The organism is Sphingobium sp. BYY-5, assembly GCF_022758885.1.
GTDB lineage: Bacteria > Pseudomonadota > Alphaproteobacteria > Sphingomonadales > Sphingomonadaceae > Sphingobium.
The window spans coordinates 1,899,046-1,917,934 of the sequence record NZ_JALEBH010000001.1 but is presented as its reverse complement, the minus strand read 5'-3'; the positions used below and the strand labels follow the sequence as shown (position 1 = coordinate 1,917,934).

The 18,889-nt window shown below is 62.9% G+C and carries 18 protein-coding genes; 4 read left to right on the top strand and 14 right to left on the bottom strand.

Going from position 1 to position 18,889, the window contains the following annotated elements; genetic code table 11:
* Positions 1-71: 71 nt before the first annotated feature.
* On the top strand, positions 72-503 hold the full coding sequence (locus MOK15_RS09185) for an OsmC family protein (protein ID WP_242931330.1): 432 nt from the start codon (positions 72-74) through the stop codon (positions 501-503).
* Here the strand turns inward: MOK15_RS09185 and MOK15_RS09180 are convergent.
* The 13 genes from MOK15_RS09180 to MOK15_RS09120 form a co-directional block, all read right to left on the bottom strand.
* Positions 475-1,368, bottom strand: coding sequence for a DMT family transporter (locus tag MOK15_RS09180; RefSeq protein WP_347567222.1), 894 nt, complete (start codon positions 1,366-1,368; stop codon positions 475-477). The genes MOK15_RS09185 and MOK15_RS09180 overlap by 29 nt on opposite strands.
* Before the next feature lie 144 nt (positions 1,369-1,512).
* On the bottom strand, positions 1,513-2,310 hold the full coding sequence (locus MOK15_RS09175) for a methyltransferase (RefSeq protein WP_242931329.1): 798 nt from the start codon (positions 2,308-2,310) through the stop codon (positions 1,513-1,515).
* Positions 2,311-2,809: 499 nt separating this feature from the next.
* Positions 2,810-3,502, bottom strand: coding sequence for a hypothetical protein (locus MOK15_RS09170; RefSeq protein WP_242931328.1), 693 nt, complete (start codon positions 3,500-3,502; stop codon positions 2,810-2,812).
* Between the two features lie 102 nt (positions 3,503-3,604).
* Positions 3,605-5,137, bottom strand: a complete 1,533-nt coding sequence (locus tag MOK15_RS09165; RefSeq protein ID WP_242931327.1) for a CpaF family protein — start codon at positions 5,135-5,137, stop codon at positions 3,605-3,607.
* Between the two features lie 95 nt (positions 5,138-5,232).
* On the bottom strand, positions 5,233-5,808 hold the full coding sequence (locus MOK15_RS09160; protein ID WP_242931326.1) for a hypothetical protein: 576 nt from the start codon (positions 5,806-5,808) through the stop codon (positions 5,233-5,235).
* A complete protein-coding gene (locus MOK15_RS09155) occupies positions 5,805-7,784 on the bottom strand; it encodes a hypothetical protein (RefSeq protein WP_242931325.1) in 1,980 nt (659 codons plus the stop codon). Before MOK15_RS09155 ends, MOK15_RS09160 begins: the two co-directional genes overlap by 4 nt.
* Positions 7,785-7,938: 154 nt before the next feature.
* Positions 7,939-8,193: an ATP synthase F1 subunit epsilon gene (locus tag MOK15_RS09150; protein WP_242932702.1), complete on the bottom strand. Its 255-nt coding sequence runs from the start codon at positions 8,191-8,193 to the stop codon at positions 7,939-7,941.
* 181 nt (positions 8,194-8,374) lie between these two features.
* The gene (gene atpD / locus MOK15_RS09145) at positions 8,375-9,835 is read right to left on the bottom strand and encodes a F0F1 ATP synthase subunit beta (RefSeq protein WP_242931324.1); all 1,461 of its coding nucleotides are present in this window, start codon (positions 9,833-9,835) and stop codon (positions 8,375-8,377) included.
* 21 nt (positions 9,836-9,856) lie between these two features.
* Positions 9,857-10,741, bottom strand: coding sequence for a F0F1 ATP synthase subunit gamma (locus MOK15_RS09140; protein ID WP_242931323.1), 885 nt, complete (start codon positions 10,739-10,741; stop codon positions 9,857-9,859).
* A gap of 3 nt (positions 10,742-10,744) precedes the next feature.
* Entirely contained in the window at positions 10,745-11,371 is a 627-nt protein-coding gene (locus tag MOK15_RS09135) for a LysE family translocator (RefSeq protein ID WP_242931322.1), read from the bottom strand.
* A 110-nt stretch (positions 11,372-11,481) separates the two neighbouring features.
* Positions 11,482-13,011 (bottom strand): F0F1 ATP synthase subunit alpha, encoded by a 1,530-nt coding sequence (atpA, locus tag MOK15_RS09130; RefSeq protein WP_242931321.1) that lies wholly within the window; start codon positions 13,009-13,011, stop codon positions 11,482-11,484.
* 2 nt (positions 13,012-13,013) lie between these two features.
* Complete coding sequence (locus MOK15_RS09125) at positions 13,014-13,568, bottom strand: F0F1 ATP synthase subunit delta (RefSeq protein WP_242932701.1); 555 nt, start codon at positions 13,566-13,568, stop codon at positions 13,014-13,016.
* Between the two features lie 187 nt (positions 13,569-13,755).
* On the bottom strand, positions 13,756-15,315 hold the full coding sequence (locus tag MOK15_RS09120; RefSeq protein WP_242931320.1) for a serine protease: 1,560 nt from the start codon (positions 15,313-15,315) through the stop codon (positions 13,756-13,758).
* Between the two features lie 112 nt (positions 15,316-15,427).
* On the opposite strand from MOK15_RS09120, the gene ada reads away from it, so the two are divergent.
* Both ada and MOK15_RS09110 read left to right on the top strand, forming a co-directional pair.
* Complete coding sequence (gene ada, locus MOK15_RS09115; RefSeq protein ID WP_242931319.1) at positions 15,428-16,489, top strand: bifunctional DNA-binding transcriptional regulator/O6-methylguanine-DNA methyltransferase Ada; 1,062 nt, start codon at positions 15,428-15,430, stop codon at positions 16,487-16,489.
* 89 nt (positions 16,490-16,578) lie between these two features.
* Positions 16,579-18,081, top strand: a complete 1,503-nt coding sequence (locus MOK15_RS09110) for a hypothetical protein (RefSeq protein ID WP_242932700.1) — start codon at positions 16,579-16,581, stop codon at positions 18,079-18,081.
* Here MOK15_RS09110 and MOK15_RS22000 read toward each other — a convergent pair.
* A complete protein-coding gene (locus tag MOK15_RS22000; RefSeq protein ID WP_347567186.1) occupies positions 18,002-18,205 on the bottom strand; it encodes a DUF1289 domain-containing protein in 204 nt (67 codons plus the stop codon). The genes MOK15_RS09110 and MOK15_RS22000 overlap by 80 nt on opposite strands.
* A 142-nt stretch (positions 18,206-18,347) precedes the next feature.
* Between MOK15_RS22000 and MOK15_RS09100 the strand changes: the two genes are divergently transcribed.
* A complete protein-coding gene (locus MOK15_RS09100; RefSeq protein ID WP_242931318.1) occupies positions 18,348-18,887 on the top strand; it encodes a YfiR family protein in 540 nt (179 codons plus the stop codon).
* Positions 18,888-18,889: the final 2 nt, after the last annotated feature.

Below are 18,889 nucleotides of genomic sequence, written 5' to 3'. Positions count from 1 at the left end.
TGAAATTCATTATCTATAGCAACCAAGGGGGGCCGCAGGGGTTCCTCCGCTTCACCACAAGGAGCATCGGCATGAAGATCAATCGCAGCGGTTCGGCAGTATGGAGTGGCGGCCTGAAGGACGGAAAGGGCGCGATCTCGACCCAGAGTGGCGCGCTCACCGCCTATCCCTATGGCTTTGCGTCCCGTTTTGAAGGGGTGCCGGGCAGCAACCCGGAGGAACTGATCGCGGCCGCCCATGCCTCCTGCTTCACCATGGCGCTCTCGCTCATCCTGAGCGAGGCGGGGCTGACGGCGGAGAAGATGGAGACCAATGCCGTCGTGACGCTGGAGCAGCAGGATGGCGGCTTTGCCGTCACCGCGAGTCGCTTGTCGCTCAAGGCCACGATTCCCGGCGCGGACGATACGACCTTTCAGGAATTGGCGGCCAAGGCGAAGGCGAACTGCCCCATTTCCAAGCTGCTGAAGACCGAAATCAGTCTGGAAGCGGAACTGCTGGGCTGACGCGGCCCTGCCCGATGCGGCTCTGCCTGGCGCGGACATGTTCGCGCCAGGCGATATAAAGGCCGCTGGCGACGATCAGGGTCGCGCCGATCCAGGTCGTCGCCATCGGCCAATCCTCGCCGATCGCGACGCCCAGCAATGTGGTCCAGATGATCGCGCTATAATCCATCGGCAGCACCACCGACACCGGTCCCCAGCGCAGCGCAGTGGTCAGGCACAGTTGCGCGATGCCGCCGAACAGGCCGATCATCAGCAACAAGCCCCAGGTCGTCGCGTCATGCATCTGCGCGACGAAGGGCATGGCCACGCCCAGCGGGATCATCGACAGGGCGGTGAACCAGAAGACGACGACGCCCGCCGCCTCGGTACGGCCCAGTTCCCGCAGCACCAGGCTGACGCTGGCGGTGACGAGCGCGGCGGCGATGGCGACGGCGACGCCCTGTAGCGGGAAATGCCCCGCATCGGGCCGGATCATCACCAGCACCCCGACGAAGCCGATCAGCACCGCGCTCCAGCGGTGGATGCCCGTCGCCTCGCGCAGGATCAGGGCCGACAGGATCGTGCCGAAAATCGGCATGGTGAACCCGATGGTGGCGGCTTCCGCGGGGGGCAGCAGGATATAGGACAGGAAATTGAGCAACATGCCGGTCAGGCCCAGCATCATGCGGCTGGCATGGACGCGGATGCGGCGTGTGCGGATGGTCTGGAGGCCGCCGGCCATCGCGACCCATATCAGCACGACCGGCAGCGCGAGGGCCTGCCGGTAGAAGAGCGATTCGACCACATGCACGCCATGCTCGCTCGCAAGCCGGACGGTGACGAACATGACCGACAGGCAGAAGACGGCGGTCAGGCGCAGCGCGATCGCGAAAAGCGGGCGATGGGGGCGATCGGCAACGGTCACGCCTCCGCCTTAGCCCGGTTGCGTGCACGCGCAAGACAAAGGGCGTTCAGGGCGTTCCATTCGCCGTCATCCTGATTGTCGTCAGCATGACGGCGAATTGGGGCTTTAACCCTTCGGCTTGCGGAATTTGAGCGTCATCCGGTCACTCTCGCCGATGGCGAGATATTTGTCCCGGTCGACTTCCTTCTGGCTCAGCGTCGGGGGCAGCGTCCATACGCCCTTGGGCCAGTCGGCCGTATCCTTGGGATTGGCGTTCACTTCGGATGCGCCGACATATTCGAAGCCGGCAGCTTCCGCGATGCGGCGGATGGTGGATACTTTCAGGTAGCCGCTGCTCTTTTCCAGCGCCGTGTCGCGACTCTCCGGCAGGCGATGATCGACCACGCCCAGCGTGCCGCCGGGCTTCAGCATGTCGAAAAAGGCCTTGAAGGTCGCCGCCTCGGTTCCGGCCATCACCATGTTATGGACGTTGCGGAAGGTCAGCACCGTGTCGACGCTGTTGGCCGGGATGCTCGCGGTCTCCTCCGGATAGGCGACCAGCTTCACCTTGTCATAGACATCCGGCTTGGCGGCGAGGAAATTCCTGTAGGCATCCAGATAACGGCCGGTGGGCTGGAGCGCGTAGAAAGTGCCATGCTCGCGCAGTAGCGGCGCCAGGATTTCCGTGTACCAGCCGCCGCTCGGCGCATATTCGACCACCGTCTGGCCCGGCGTGACGCCGAAGAAGGCGAGCGTTCCGGCCGGGTGGCGATATGTGTCGCGGACGGTGTTGGCCGGCGTGCGGCTGGGCGCCGCGATCGCGGCCGCGATCGGATCGGCAGCCTGACGATGACCGGCATGTTGAGCGACCGCCGCGCCGAGGGGCAGGAGCGCGGCAGCGGCTAGCAGGAGGGGAAGGCGCATCGGGCAATCCTCTTGTCGTGATGATTGCGCGACGGTGTGCCCGCTCTCCATCGGCCTGACAAGGGGCGCCTGCCTTGGCAGCGCGGACAAATTCCAACAGTCCGGCGGCGACCATGAGCGGCCCTACTTTCTCCCCTCCCTTGAAAGGGAGGGGAATGTCTAGGTTCCACCCAATCCGCCTTTCCGCCAGCTTGGCAAACACCCTCGCTGGCGAAAGCTCGACTGCCGCTTCCAATGTTGGATTTTCTTTGGTCTATCCTCTGCGATGGAACAGTCGCCGTCTTTCCTGCTCGCATCCTCCCTCCGCCGCGTCGCGGGCGCATGGGTGGTGCATCGGTGTCGCATACCCGGCGCGTCGGTGGTGCGCAGCCGTTGCGCCAGTGGCGCGGGGTTGGCGCGTCACTGGCGCAAAACTGGCGCAACTGACGTAAAAACGGACAAATTTGCTCCACGACACTGTGAACTTCGGCACAGTCGCATTTCCGTGCCCCATCCCGCCCTAGAATTCGCGGACCAATCGCACCCCTGCCTTGGGGCGGAAAACCTCGCCACGCGGTCGCTCCGCGCCGATGCCGGCCTGGACGTTGATCTTGGCGGCCAGCCGCTGGTGGATCTGCGGCATGGCCAGCACATAGCCGTCCGTCCCGCCGCGATAATTGAGTTCCAGGCCCAGAACCTGTCCCTCCATGCTGTCGTAGAAGAAGGAATGGTTGACGATGGCGGCGTTGCGTCCGTGCCCGCCGGAAAAGGAAACATCGCCCAGGCCCGCCATGGAAATGCTGCTCCAGCGGCCATTATAGCGGTGCGCCAGCATATAGGCGAAGCTGTTGCGGTAATGGCGGGCGTCGCGATCGTAAATGCCCAGATATTGCACGCCATGCGCGCTCCTGCCGCCGTTGAACGCGCCGAACGCGGCCTGCAACCCCAGTTTCAGTTCGACCAGCCTCCCATCCACGAAGGGCAGCTCCCCTTCGATCGCGAAGCCGTCGGTCAGCGCATATTCGACTTCGGGCGCCCATTGGATCGTCTTGTCGGGACCGGACAGGGATGTCGTGGCCAGCGTGTTGACCTCCAACTCGCCCCGCTTCGCGCCGAGCGGTCGCATCATGTCGAAGACCATCGGCTCCGGGACGCGCGGATAGTCGGTTTCGGCTTCGGCCGGTGTCCAGAGGCCGATAAAAAGAAACGCCACCCCGTGGCGGACGGGATGGCGTGTGGTTCGTCGAAACAATGCTATCTCCCTGAATGGACGGATAAACTGACCATCTACGCAGGGCGGCGGGACTTTATTCCCTCAGAGGCAGGCTTCCAGAAAGGGTTGGTCGAAGCCGAACAGGCGCGCCTTGTCGAGTGTATAGGGACGCAGGCCCATGGACCGATATTCGCCGACGATCTTCCCACTTTCGTCCTCGTCATGATATTCGAACTTGAACAATTCCTGGGTGACGATGACCTCGCCCTCCATGCCGATGACCTCGGTGATGTTGGTGACGCGGCGCGAACCGTCGCGCAGGCGCTTCACCTGCACGATCAGGTCGACCGAATCGGCGATCTGCTTGGAAATCGCTTCCTTGGGGATCTTGATGTCGCCCATCAGGATCATATTCTCCATACGGCCCAGGCACTCGCGGGGCGAGTTGCTGTGGAGCGTGCACATGGAGCCGTCATGGCCCGTGTTCATCGCGGCGAGCAGGTCGAAACATTCCGCGCCGCGAATTTCGCCCAGGATGATGCGGTCGGGACGCATACGCAGGGCGTTCTTGACCAGATCGCCGATGGTGATCGCGCCCTGCCCCTCCAGGTTCGGGGGGCGGGTTTCCAGCGGCAGCCAGTGCGGCTGCTGCAGGCGTAGTTCCGCCGCGTCCTCGATGGTCAGCACGCGCTCGCCCGGATCGATCATCTTCGACAGGGCGTTGAGCATGGTGGTCTTGCCCGAACCGGTGCCGCCCGAAATCACGATGTTGAAACGGCACGCCCCCGCGATCTTGAGCGCGGTCGCCATCTTCGGCGACATCGCCCCCCATTGGGCGAGCATGTCGATCGTGATCGGCTTGGCCGAGAATTTACGGATCGAGATGGCGGTGCCGCGCAGGCTGAGCGGCGGTACGATCACGTTCACGCGGCTGCCGTCGGGCAGGCGGGCGTCGGCCAGCGGTGTGGTCTGGTCGACGCGGCGGCCGACCTTGTTCACGATGCGCTGGGCGATCTGGAACAGATGCTCCTCGTCGCGGAACTTGATCGGGGCGATCTGGAGCTTGCCCTTCTTTTCGATATAGGTCTGGTCCGGGCCGTTCACCATGATGTCGGTGACGTCGGCATCGGCCAGCAATTCTTCAAGCGGGCCAAGGCCCAGCAATTCGTCGACCAGCACCTTTTCCAGCGCGAACTGTTCGCGCCGGTTGAGGGTCAGCTTCAGTTCCGCCAGCACTTCCATGATGATCGGGCGGAACTCCTCCGCCAGTTCATCCTTGGTCAGGGTCGCGGCAGCCTCCGGGTCGACGCGCTCCAGCAGGCGGGGCAGCACCTGTTCCTTGATCTTGTGGACCGACGCCTCGAACCCCTGCGGCCCGGCATCGGGCAGATGTTCGGCATTGGCGCGTTCCGACAGGCGCGACATGGCGTCGGCATTGCGCTGCATCTGGCTGGTCGGCGCGGACAGCGGATCGACGGACGTTTCGCCGGGCAGCGAGGCGATGTCGAGCGGCGGAAACTGATTGCCGCCCCGCGGCGCCTCCTCGCGTACCGCCGCGCCACCTTGCATCGGGCGGGCCACGCCAAAGCCGGGCTTGATCCCGGCAGGTCCATTCTTCCGTCCAAAGGCGCTCATATGTCTCCGCCATGATGCTTGTGACCGGCCTTGCGAACCCGATGGGGGCGGTCATCCATAGGGAAGGTGAATAGGTTGGAAACTTTGATAAATGGCTAATGGTTCGAAGGCGACGGAGCAGGCGCGGTTACGAAGCGCGGATCGGCGCCGAACCAGCCGCCCACGATCCGCCCGCCCGTCAGCAGGCGACGACCCTGCGCCGTGATATGAATGCGACCCTGCTCGACCCGGATATTGCCCGACAGGCTTTGCTCCTCGATGCGTCGATCAATCTGCCGCATATCGCCCAGATATTCCTGCACATAGACGCGCTGCAGCCCCCGCGCGTCGAGTTGTCCGTCCTGCCGCTCGATCCGGGCCAGCAGGAATATGGTGATCGACCGGTCGAAGGTGACTGGGAAGGTGATAAGGAAGCAGATATTGAACGCCAGCGACAGGGCAACGGCGCCGACCAATGTCGCCGGCTCAAGCATCAATCGCCGCAGTAGCACGCCCAGAATGAGCAACATGAGCAGTGCGCCAATCGCGGCGACCGCTACCCCTCTGTAAAAGAGGATGTCGATATTATCCAGCAAGGGGCTGCGGATCAGTCCTACACAGAGCAGAAAGCCCAGCAGGATGATCGCCGAATAAGCGAACGCGAGCATGAGGAAAATGCGGAAATTTCTCATAGGTGAAGGCTCTTGCGGGCTGGTGCGATGCAGAGGTCAGGCGTGCGGTATACGCATGTGAGTGATAGCGGTGGACCGCCGATTGCGCGCCACACCCGATCGCGTCGGGTGAAGAGCAGATAATCGCTGCGCGCTCGATGCGCGCGTTCCAACAATTCCCCCTTCGATATCGAATGATCGAATATGGGCTTGAGGATCATCATCCGCTCCGCCACCGCCTGACGGCTGGCTCCAAACAGAAAGGCCTCTTTGTCCGCAACGGCCGGCCAGTGATGTCCGTAGAGGCCGAACTCGATCGAACGAAAGGTAAGTGCCGGATTATGCTGCAGCACCGCACCTGCCGGCAAATGGTGATCAGCCCAGCCATATGCGGTGCGCAAGGCATAGGATAGCTGCCGGTCGCTGTTGATCTGGATCGGTAGGGTCGGGAAGAATGATGGTCGAATGATGCGCAGGCCGACCAGATCCCAAAGCGTTCCCGCCGCTCCAAGCAGCAGCAGCGCGCTGCCCATGGCGCCGAGCTGACGGAAGGAACCGATGTCTTGGCCAACGGCCATTGTCCATAACATGAGGGGCACGAGGATGAAGAGTACCGCGCGCCAGCCCAGATCATTGTTGATGATGACCGACTGCAGGAAACTGGCGATGACCAGCGCCGTGATAGCGCTCCAGATCAGGAGTTGGCGAACCGTGCGGCCATCCACGCACATATTTCTACGGCTGCGGAAATAGAGGCTCGTCCCCAAGGCGAAGATCCCGAATTCCAGCGCATAATTGAGCGGCAGCAGGATCAGGCTCCAGAGCTGCGCCGTGATTGTGTTCGCTGCGAACAATATCGTGAAGGCGCGCACGTGGAAGCCGATCGGAAAGATGTCGGGTTCGCGGCCGGTGAGCAGGTCGTGGATCTGCGGAAGCGACATACACAGGGCCGCAATGCCAGAGACGAGCAGGATAGGGTCGCGCTGTGTGAGGGCGATGAATCCCCAGATCGCCAACAGCGGCATAATCGTGAGGCTAATCCAGATCGAGGCCCCGAACATTGTGGCGAAGGCAGCACCGGCCGCGAACGCCAGCCCATAACGCTTTGCGCCGGCGACCTGCTGGGCGCGGGTGCAGAGCAACATGCCGGTCCAGGCCGCGACCAGCGCCATGACGTGATGCGGCACCCAGAGTGTGGATGTGCCGAGCATACGAATTTCCGTATTCCAGCTATCCAGTTCGGGTTCGATCCGATGCGCAATCAGATAGCGGACCAGCATGAACAGCAGGTCTGCGCCGGCCACAAAGCATAGAAGGATGGCGAGCAGCAGCACGCGCCTTTCTTTGCCGGGACGGATAAAACCGGCGTCCGCGCCAATTCTCCACAAAAGGGCAATGACACCGAAACCGGTCCAGAAGGCGGTCGCACCGAACGCCATTGCGGGCATGATGTGGAAACCGCTGATCCAGCGGATCGCGGCAGGCCAGACATAGAAATAATGATAGTAGCCGGCGATCCCTTCGCGCGCGAAAAAGGGGTCCGTGAAAGGAATGCCCTGGCGCGCAATCTGTTCGATCACGGCGGCATGTTTGACCATATCGAGGACGATCAGGCTCTGGTGAAGGCGGCTGCCTATATCGAAATCGACAAGACTCCAGGCTGAGATCAGCCACCAGAGAATGGCCAGAAGCAGGAACGGCCGGAGAGAGGCGCCTTTTGGCATGGCTTTCAGCAGTGGAGCGCCCCAGATGGCGAGCGCGCCGTTGAGCAGGATCATGCCAGGGAGGCCAAGCAACCGGATCGCCAGCGTGTCGAAGACCGGCAGGACGGCAAGGCCGAGGACCATCGCCCAGCCCAGTCGTTGCCAGTAGCTATCGACCGCGAGACCCATGGGGGCAAGCAGCCGGACCAGGCCCAGGCCAGGCAGATATAGCAGCAGGGGGGCGATCAAGGTCGCGAGGACAAGGCCGCTAAGGTCTTGGACAAGATAGGACATGGAGACTCCCCGACTTGGCTCCGGTCTAGGGAGGCAAGGTTAAGGAGCCGCTAACTAAAATGGCCGCATTCCTGGGTTGGAACGCGGCCATCAGGTCATCTGAGGGCTAAAAATATCCGCGGGACAGAGCGGTCCGCGCATGTCGTTCCCAGGATCAGCCCGCCTTTTCGGCGAGAACCGTCAGGCCCTTTTCATTGACCTCGGCAAAGCCGCCCTGCACCGGGATGACTTCCGGTGCGGCGCTGGCGCTGGCGAAAATCTGGATCGCGCCGTCGCGGACGGTCGACATGAAGGGGGCATGGCCTTCCAGCACGCCGAAGTCGCCGTCGGTGCCGGGGACGACCACCTGATAGACTTCCTCCGAGCGGACGAGCTTTTCCGGGGTCACGAGTTCGAAATGCAGTGCCATCATTAACTCTCCCCCCTCCCTTTCAAGTCTTAGGAGGGGCACGTGACCCTCCTAAGAGGGCGGGGGGTGGGTGCGATTGCGCAGCAATCGCCTGCAATCTTTCGGGATAGGTTGCAGGTTCGCTTCGCTCACCACCCACCCCAACCCCTCCCTTGAAAGGGAGGGGCTATTTTCGGTCAGCTTACGCCGCTTCGGCAGCCAGCTTCTTCGCCTTCGCGACCGCCTCGTCGATGCCGCCGACCATGTAGAAGGCGTTTTCGGGCAGATGGTCATATTCGCCTTCGACCACGGCCTTGAACGACTTCACCGTGTCTTCGATCTGGACGAACTTGCCCGATATGCCGGTGAAGACTTCAGCGACGTGGAAGGGCTGCGACAGGAACTTCTGGAGCTTGCGCGCGCGGGCGACGGTCAGCTTGTCCTCTTCGGACAGCTCGTCCATGCCCAGGATTGCGATGATGTCCTGCAGCGACTTGTACTTCTGCAGGATCGCCTGAACCGCACGGGCGGTTTCATAATGTTCCTGGCCGACGACGCGGGGTTCCAGAACGCGGCTGGTCGAATCCAGCGGGTCGACCGCCGGATAGATGCCTAGTTCCGAAATGGCGCGGTTGAGAACGGTCGTCGCGTCAAGGTGCGCGAACGAGGTGGCCGGCGCCGGATCAGTCAAATCGTCCGCGGGGACGTACACGGCCTGCACCGAGGTGATCGAACCCTTGTTGGTCGAGGTGATGCGCTCCTGCAACGCGCCCATGTCGGTCGACAGGGTCGGCTGATAGCCCACGGCCGAAGGGATACGGCCGAGCAGCGCCGACACTTCCGCGCCCGCCTGGGTGAAGCGGAAGATATTGTCGACGAAGAACAGCACGTCCTGGTTTTCGACGTCGCGGAAATATTCGGCGATGGTCAGGCCCGACAGGGCGACGCGGGCACGGGCGCCCGGCGGTTCGTTCATCTGGCCATAGACCAGGGCAACCTTCGATCCTTCGCTGATCGCGTTGCCGTCGGCGTCCTTGGCGATAACGCCGGCGTCGAGGAACTCGTGATACAGGTCATTGCCTTCGCGGGTGCGTTCACCCACGCCCGCGAAGACCGAGGTGCCGCCATGGCCCTTCGCGATGTTGTTGATGAGTTCCTGGATGAGCACGGTCTTGCCGACGCCCGCGCCGCCGAACAGGCCGATCTTGCCGCCCTTCGCATAAGGGGCGAGAAGGTCGATGACCTTGATGCCGGTGACGAGGATGCTGGCGTCGGTCGACTGGTCGACAAACTCCGGCGCCTTGGCGTGGATCGGCGAGCGCATCTCGGTCGCGACCGGGCCGCGCTCGTCGATCGGTTCGCCGACGACATTCAGGATGCGGCCGAGCGTGGCCGGGCCGACGGGAACACTGATCTGCGAACCGGTGTCGGTGACTTCCTGACCACGGGTAAGGCCGTCGGTCGAATCCATCGCGATGGTGCGGACGGTGTTCTCACCCAGATGCTGGGCGACTTCCAGAACAAGGCGCTGGCCGTTGTTGCTGGTTTCCAGCGCAGAGAGAATGAACGGCACCGCATCCGGGAAGGTCACGTCGACGACGGCGCCGATGACCTGCGAAATGCGGCCTACATTGTTGGTGCCAGCACCTGATTTTGTTGCCATGACTAGTGTCCTTGCCTGCACTTAAAGGGCTTCGGCGCCCGAGATGATTTCGACGAGTTCGGTGGTGATCGCGGCCTGGCGGCCACGGTTATACTGAATGTTCAGCTTGTTGATGAGGTCGCCGGCGTTGCGTGTCGCATTGTCCATGGCGGTCATCGATGCGCCTTGCTCCGATGCGTTGTTTTCCAGCAACGCCTTGAAAAGCTGGATCGACACGTTGCGCGGCAGCAATTCGTCCAGGATCGCTTCTTCGCTCGGTTCATATTCCACCGTCGCGGCAATCGCGTTGCGGTCGGCATCCTCGGGGATCTTGACCGGGATGATCTGCTGCTCGGTCGGAATCTGCGCGAGGGCCGACTTGAAGCGCGAATAGAAAAGGTGCGCGACGTCGAACTTGCCGTTCAGATACATGTCGGTCAGTTCATTGGCTATGGCGTGCGCCTGGTCGTAATTGGGTTCCTTGGCACCGGTCGTGTCATATTGGGCGACGATCATGCCGGGGAAGGTGCGGTTGATGACCGGGCGCCCCTTGCGGCCGATCAGGTAGAACTTCACCGTCTTGCCCTGCTTGATCAGATCATCGGCCTTGACGCGCGCGGCCTTGACGATGTTCGCGTTGAATGCGCCCGCCAGACCACGATCGGAATTGGCGACGACCAGCAGATGCACATCGTCCTTGCCGGTGCCCGCGAGCAGGGGGGAGGCGCCTTCGCCCGAACCGCCCGCGATCTTGGAAGCAAGGCTGGCGACCACCGCTTCCAGACGGCCGGAATAGGGGCGCGCTGCCTCGGCCGCAGCCTGCGCCTTGCGCAGCTTCGCGGCGGCGACCATCTGCTTCGCCTTGGTGATCTTCTGGGTCGACTTCACCGAATCCCGGCGAATCTTCAGTTCCTTGAGGCTAGGCATAGTTCAAACATTCCGAGCAAGGGCCAGACGACCCGCGAGACCAAAGAAACCGACGCCCATGGCGCCTTCGAACCAGCGCATCGCGCTGCTTTGACCGACCTTGCGGCCCGCCTTGGTGGCGAGCGCGGCGAGCAGGGCGCACCAGAAGAAGCCCAGCACATAGACGATCGCGATCAGCAACATACCCTGCCACGGCGCATCGGGGCCGGTGCCGACGAATTGCGGCAGCGCGGCGAGGAAGAAGATCGCGACCTTCGGGTTCAGCACGGTGCTGATGAAGCCCTGCATGAAGGGCGATCCACCCAGTCGCATCTTGGGTGCGTCCGAAGCCGGGGCCGGCTTGATCGCCCCGCGCAGCAGGCCGAAACCCATCCACGCCAGATAGAGCGCGCCGGCGATCTTCACCGCCATGAACAGGCCCGGCACCGCGTTCAGCACGCTGAGGAAGCCGAAGCCGCACAGCAGCATGTAGAACAGGCCGCCCAGTTGAATGCCACCGATCGCCGCCATCCCAGCCTTGAAACCACGGCGCGCTGCATGGCCGGCCACCAGCATGGTGTCCGGTCCCGGCAGCAGCACCAGACCGATCGCCATGACGGTCCAGGCAAGGAGGGAATGGGCGGTCAGCATCTAAAGCGCGGTTCCGTTTCCTTTCTTCCGTCATGCCAGCGAAAGCTGGCATCTCTCTTCTTGAAGGAAGGGAGACCCCAGCTTTCGCTGGGGTGACGGTTGTTGCTTAGTTAGGCGAAGGTCTTGCCGAATGCGTCGAGCGCGGCCTTCAGCTTGCCCTTGGCGTCGTCGCCCAGATCCTTGCTGTCGCGGATCGCGGTCAGCACTTCAGGATGATCGTGGCGCAGATAGGCCAGCATCATTTCCTCGTAGCGGGTCACGTCCTTGACCGGCACGCTGTCCAGATAGCCGTTGGTGCCCGCGAAGATCGACGCGGTCTGCTCTTCGAAGGGCAGGGGCGAGAACTGGGCCTGCTTGAGCAGTTCGGTCAGGCGCGCACCACGGTTCAGCAGCTTCTGGGTCGAGGCGTCGAGGTCCGAACCGAACTGGGCGAAGGCCGCCATTTCGCGATACTGGGCCAGCTCCAGCTTGATCGATCCGGACACTTTCTTCATCGCCTTGGTCTGCGCGGCGGAACCGACGCGCGACACCGACAGGCCGACGTTGATGGCCGGACGGATGCCCTGGTAGAAGAGGTTGGTTTCGAGGAAGATCTGGCCGTCGGTGATCGAGATCACGTTGGTCGGGATATAGGCCGACACGTCGCCGGCCTGCGTCTCGATGATCGGCAGCGCGGTCAGCGAGCCGGCGCCATTGGCGTCGTTCATCTTGGCCGCACGCTCCAGCAGGCGGCTGTGCAGGTAGAAAACGTCGCCCGGATAGGCTTCGCGGCCCGGAGGACGACGCAGCAGCAGCGACATCTGACGATAGGCGACGGCTTGCTTGGACAGATCGTCGTAGACGATCACGGCGTGCATACCGTTATCGCGGAAAAATTCGCCCATGGTGACGCCGGTGTAAGGCGCCAGATACTGGAGCGGAGCCGGTTCCGAAGCGGTCGCGGCGACGACGATCGAATATTCCATCGCGCCATTTTCTTCGAGCTGCTTGACGATCTGCGCGACGGTCGAGCGCTTCTGGCCGACGGCGACATAGATGCAGTAGAGCTTCTTGCTCTCGTCGTCACCCGCGTTGATGCCCTTCTGGTTGATGAAGGTATCGATCGCGACGGCGGTCTTGCCGGTCTGGCGGTCGCCGATGATGAGTTCGCGCTGGCCGCGGCCGACGGGGACGAGAGCGTCGATCGCCTTCAGGCCGGTCTGAACAGGCTCGTGCACCGACTTGCGGGGGATGATGCCCGGCGCCTTGACTTCAACGCGCTTGCGCTCGGTATACTGGATCGGGCCCTTGCCATCGATCGGATTGCCCAGACCGTCGACCACGCGGCCCAGCAGGCCCTTGCCGACAGGGACGTCCACGATGGTGCCGGTGCGCTTGACGACATCGCCTTCCTTGATCTCGGCGTCGGAGCCGAAGATCACGACGCCGACATTGTCGGCTTCCAGGTTCAGTGCCATGCCCTGCACGCCATTGGCGAACTCGACCATTTCGCCCGCCTGGACGTTGTCGAGGCCATGGACGCGGGCGATGCCGTCACCCACGGTCAGCACGGAACCGACTTCGCTCACCTGCGCTTCGGTGCCGAAATTGGCGATCTGGTCCTTGATGACCTTCGAAATTTCTGCGGCGTTGATATCCATGTTCAGCCTTTCATCGCCAGGGCGAGACTATTCAAACGGGTACGGATGGAGGAATCGATCATCTGGCTGCCGATCTTGACGACCAGCCCGCCCAGGATCGCGGGATCGACCTTGGCGTCGACCGCGACATTGCGACCGACACGGGCTTTGAGGCTCTTTTGCAGAGCGGTGATCTGAGTCTTGCTGAGCGCGTGGGCGCTCGTCACTTCGGCGCGGGCTTCACCCTTGTGATTCGACAACAGCGTTTCATAGGCGCGAATGATGGCCGGAAGCTGGGCCAGGCGACGGTTCTGGGCAAGCACGCCCAGGAATTTCGTCGTCAGTGGGTCGATTCCCATGGAGGATGCCACGGCGGCGATCGTCTTACCTGCTGCATCGCGGCTGAGCACGGGGCTGGTAATCAAGTCCTTGAAATCAGGCGATTCCGTTGCCGCGCCCTTGAGCGCGGCAAGGCTTTCAGCCACCGCGTCGAGCGAATTTGCATCGCGCGCCAGATCGAACAGCGCTACCGCATAGCGGCCGCTGAGGCTGGCCTGAATACCGCCGCTAATCTCCACGCGCTTACCGTCCTCCACTTGATTTGCCGGTCATGCAAAAAGAGGGGCGCGGTTTGATGCCGTCCCGAACCCCTGTCGCCGGGCCGGTTAGCAGTGCGATTATGACTATGCAAGTCATGTGACGCGATTCCATCATCAGGGCGAAATCGCGGCTATTTGCCTGAGTATTTATGCTGCGACGAATCGGTTATTTGGCAGGATCGGTTGGGGCAAGCTGGCCCTTCTGGCAATGATAGACGATCCGTTCATTGGGCTGGGCAGGAAGCAGGGCGGCAAGGTCCGATTGCAGGGTCGCGATCCGGGCGAGCAGGTCAGGATTCGTACCGCAACCCTTGACCGGCTTGTCCTTCAGCAGCGCCCGCGCCTTGTCCATCATATCCAGATCGGGCAGCCAGCGTTGAACGCGCAGCGTGCCGGTGGCCGGGTCGAACTGGCTGGTCGATACGAAATTGCCCTGGTCAGGAACATTGGCGCGCTGCCACTGGGTGCCGGCGGCGACATATTGGGTATCGCCATTGACGCATCCCCCCTCGGCCCAGGTGAAGCCGACATCGTTGGGCTGTGAAACGGTAAGGCGGCTGCGGTTGAGATCGACCTTGCAGACATTGTCGCCGGCCCAGGCATAGGCGCTGTTGGCCGTCACGCCCTTGTCATCGGGCAGTTTCACTCGCTCATCGATGCTGGAGAAGCTGGGCTTGAGGAAGAAGAGCCCCAACGCCGCAAGCAGCAATATGCCGCCGCCAGCCAGGAACCAGATTGTCTTCCTTTCCTTCCCCTGCGTGTAGAAAAGGCCGCCTGCGCCCAGGCCCAGCACGGCGAGCGCCAGCAGCACCGCCGCGCCTGCCATTGCATTTTCGCGCGCGGCGATGACGTCGCGTTCGGCCGTGTCGCGCGCGCGGGTCAGGGCTTCCTCGCGCGCATCGGCGCTGGCGCGGTTCTTCTGCTCGCTCGCCTGTGCTTCGCGCTGGGTGATGGAGGCTTCGGCGGCGTCCGCCTCCGCCATCGACCGGCAACCGACCACGGTATGGAGCGAGGAAACGCCCGCCTGCCGCAGGAAGGAGGCGACTTCGCGCCAGGAAACGGCGAATCCGAACTCGGCATCATTGCCGTCCGACACCGATCCGAAGCTGTTGACGCCCAGCACCCGCCCGCAATCGTCGATCAGGGGACCGCCGCTATTGCCGGCGGCGAGGGGCGCGGTGTGGAGGATGGTGTCGAAGCTCTGGCTGGCGCGGCCCGATGATATGGTGCCGCTGGTCTTCACCGTCGCGAGCGGTTCGACCAGTTGCTTGAGGCCCAGCCCCTGCGCCCGGTCGACCGTGCCGGGATAGCCGATCGCGGTGACATGCTGCCCGTCGCTCACCGCACCTGCGTAGAAAGTGCTGACGGGCAGATGGCCTTCCTCCAACTGGATCAGGGCCAGGTCGTTGCCCGGTGAAAAGGCGATGATTCGCCCGCCATAGGTCTTGGTCCCTTCGGACGGGATGACCCCGATGACGAGATTCTTCTCCTCGCGGGCCAGTTCGACCACATGGGCATTGGTCAGCACCTTGTCGGGCGCGACGGCAAAGCCGCTGCCATGGCCGACGAAATAGGCATCCGACCCGTCGGTCGCGACCAACGCGACGCGCACCACACCGCGTGCGGCGGCGGTGACATCCTGTTGTTCGGCATGGAGCGATGCTGGCGCAAGCAACGCGACCATGAGGCCAAGGACAGGGGCGAAGCGGCGGAGAAGGGCGACCATCGTGGCGCATTCATATGCGATGGCGGGCCAGGCGCAATCGGGAAAAGATGAAATGCTTTGACGGCAAGGCGCGGGAAGCATGACAGGCAGGCTCATTCTATCGCATATAGTCATGAACCAGATGACTCATCCCGCCCCCTCTCTGTCGGCCATGCCCGACGCCGATGCCTGCTGGGAAGCTTTTCTGCGCCGCGACCGGGCGATGGACGGGCGTTTCGTTGGCTGCGTGTCCACGACGGGCATTTATTGCAAGCCCAGTTGCGCCGCGCGCCACCCCAGGCGCGAGAATATGAGCTTCCTGCCCGATCCGGCGGCAGCGCGGGCGGCCGGTTTTCGTGCCTGTCTGCGCTGCCGCCCCGATGAGATCGGGCGCGACCGACTGGCGGTGGAGGTTGCGATCGCCTTCATCGAGGCGGCGGAGGAAGCGCCCAGGCTGGAAGCGGTCGCCGCGCATGTCGGCTATGCGCCGCATCATTTCCATCGCCTCTTCAAGCGCGAGACAGGCCTTACCCCCGCCGCCTGGGCGCGCGGCCTGCGCGCCGAGCGGCTGAAGGAGGCGCTGACGCAGGAGGGAAGCGTCACGGGCGCCATTTATGAAGCGGGCTATAACGCGCCGAGCCGCGCCTATGCCGATGCGGAAAAGCATCTGGGCATGACGCCGAGCGCCTGGAAGGGGGGCGGACGCGGCGTGACGATCCGGTGGCGCACCATCGACAGCAGCCTGGGTCGGGTACTGATAGCGGCAACCGAAAAGGGACTCTGCCGCATCAGCTTTGGCGAAGACGAGGCCGAGCTGCGCGTCCGTTTCCCTCATGCGGACCTCTGCCCGGCCGATCCGGTGCTGGACGCCATGGCGCAGAGGGTTGCCGCGCTGGTCGACGATCCCGCTGCTGGCGCGGACCTCCCTGTCGATGTGGGCGGCACCGCGTTCCAGCAGGCGATCTGGGCCGCTCTGCGCGCCATTCCGCCGGGCGAAACGCGCAGCTATGGCGACATTGCCGCCGCAATCGGACGTCCCGGTGCCGTGCGTGCGGCGGGTACGGCCTGCGGCGACAATAATCTCGCCGTCCTTATCCCATGCCATCGCGTGGTCCGCAGCGATGGCGGCATGGGCGGCTATGCCTGGGGCGTGGACAGGAAACAGGCACTGCTGGCGCGGGAAAATGGCGAGTAACGGATAGATTGCATCTTTCCTTCTCCCCCTGGCTCGATCAAAATCGGCCGGGATCTGTGGGGGAAGATATGCGACGCGCGCGATTCTGGATGCAGGCGCTGGCCGGGTTTGGCCTGGCCGTGATGAGCATGGGCACGGCGCAGGCGGCCTGGTGGCAGGCGCAAAGTCGTCACTTCACCGTCTATAGCGAAGGCAGGGACGAAACGCTGCGCAACTTCGCCGAGCGGCTGGAGAAGTTCGATTATCTGTTGCGCACCGTCACCGGCGTCACGGACCCGGACCGTGGCAGTCCGGTCAAGGTCTATCTGCTGTCGAGCGAAGACAAGGTGAAGAGCCTGGCCCGCAATCGCAATATCGGGGGCTTCTACACTACGTCGGACCGGACCGCCTTTGCCGTGCTGTCGCGGGAAAGAAAGTCCAACCAGTTCGATTTCGGGGCGGAGGAAATCCTCTTCCACGAATATACTCATCATTTCATGCTGCATCATTTCCCGGCAGCCTACCCCGCCTGGTATGTGGAGGGGTTCGCCGAATTTTTCTCGGTGGTGAAATTTCCCAAGGATGGTTCGATCGAATTCGGTCATATTCCAATGGCGCGAGCGCCGGGACTGGTGCTGGGATCCCCCTATCCGGTCGCTAATCTCTTCGCCCGCAATACCGATGGCCTCAGTTTGCGCGATGGCGACCGCTATTATGGCACCGCCTGGCTGCTGACCCATTATTTCCAGTATAAGGCTGACCGTCGTGCCGAAATCGCCCGCTATCTGAAGGATGTCGCCGATGGCGTGAAGGATATGCAGCCCGACAGCTATTTCGCGGGCGGGCTGGCCGGGCTGGAGAAGGATCTCAAAATCTATATGCGGCATCGCTTAACGGCATCGGTGCTCAGGCCCAAGGAATTGAAGATCGATGCGATCACGGTCAGCGCGGTCGATCCGGCGCAGGGCGATCTGATCGAGGATGAATTGCGGCTCATCAATCGTCCCAAGACGGACGAACTGCCGGGGATCGTCACCGCGATTCGGTCTGTTTCCGCGAAATATCCCGCCAGCGCCTACGCTCTGGCCCTGCTCGCCGAGGCCGACTGGGCGGCGGAGCAGAAGGATGCGGCGCTGGCCGACGCCGACCGGGCGATCGCGATCGACCCCAAGTCCGCGCGCGCCTATGCCGTGCGCGCCGAAGTGCTGCTCGAACGGGCGCATGAGAGCGACAAGGATGAGGATTGGAAGGCGGCTTTGACGTCGATCGTCCGCGCGAACCGGGCCGATACGGAAGATCCCGTGCCGCTCGCGCTCTTCTACCGCTATCATGCGATGCGCGGGGGCAAGATGCCCGACCTGGGCTATGACGGCCTCTACAAGGCCTTCCTCCTCCTGCCGCAAAGCCCGGAATATCGCGTCAATTTCGCTCATGCTATGGCGGCGCGCGGCGATTATAAGGCGGCGTCGACCCTGCTCGATCCAATCGCCTATTCACCCCATGGATCGGAGATGCGCGACAATGCGCTCCGGCTCAAGGCGACGTTCGACGCCCAGGCGGCGGAAAAGGAGAAGGGCGCTCTACAGGCTGGAAGTCCCGCACCCGCGCCATAACGTCGGCCCGCGCGGCATCGCTCATGCTGCGCCAATGGACGATTTCCTCGATGCTCCGGCCGCAACCCGTGCACATCTTTCGATCGCGGTCGAGCGCGCATAGATTTCGACAGGGGCTGTCCATTCCATTTATCTAATCCGCTGGACAGACTCCCGCCAGCGCGCCCTACTGTCACCGTAACGAGAACGAAATGATTTCCACTATATTTTGACCCCGATTAACTATATTCGGCACAGCCTTCGGGCATGGAGGAGTGTCGTCGGGTTTGCGCTGTTTACTATTCTGGTTGCTGCTGCTGACGCCGACCGCCGTCCTTGCGGCGCCTCCGACCCAGCCCGTTATGATGCCGCTTGGCTCCGGTCCTGATTCGGTGGCCGCGGGGACTGCGCGCATGGTGGGCGCTATCCTTGAATATACACGCTGGCCTTCTCCCCGCCCGGTCGTGCGGCTTTGTCTTGCGGGTGTCACGCGCCATGCCGGGCGGTTGGCCGGCATCGACTTGTCCAACGGCGTCCGGGTGGAGCTGGCGAAATTGGACGGACAGGGGGTGGTTGCGCCGGATCGTTGCGATGCGCTTTATATCGGCCGGGTCGGCGCTGCGCCGATGCGCAGCCTGATTGCGAGCCTGCGCGATCAGGCAATCGTGACGATCGCCGAAGATGATCCGGACTGCCGCAGTGGCGCGATGTTCTGTCTGCTTTATGGAGAGACGTCCTTGTCCTTCCAGCTCAGCATCGACGCGGTGTCGCGATCGGCCGTCAAGATCGATCCGCGCGTGCTGCGCTTGTCGAAAGGGGGTTATTGAGC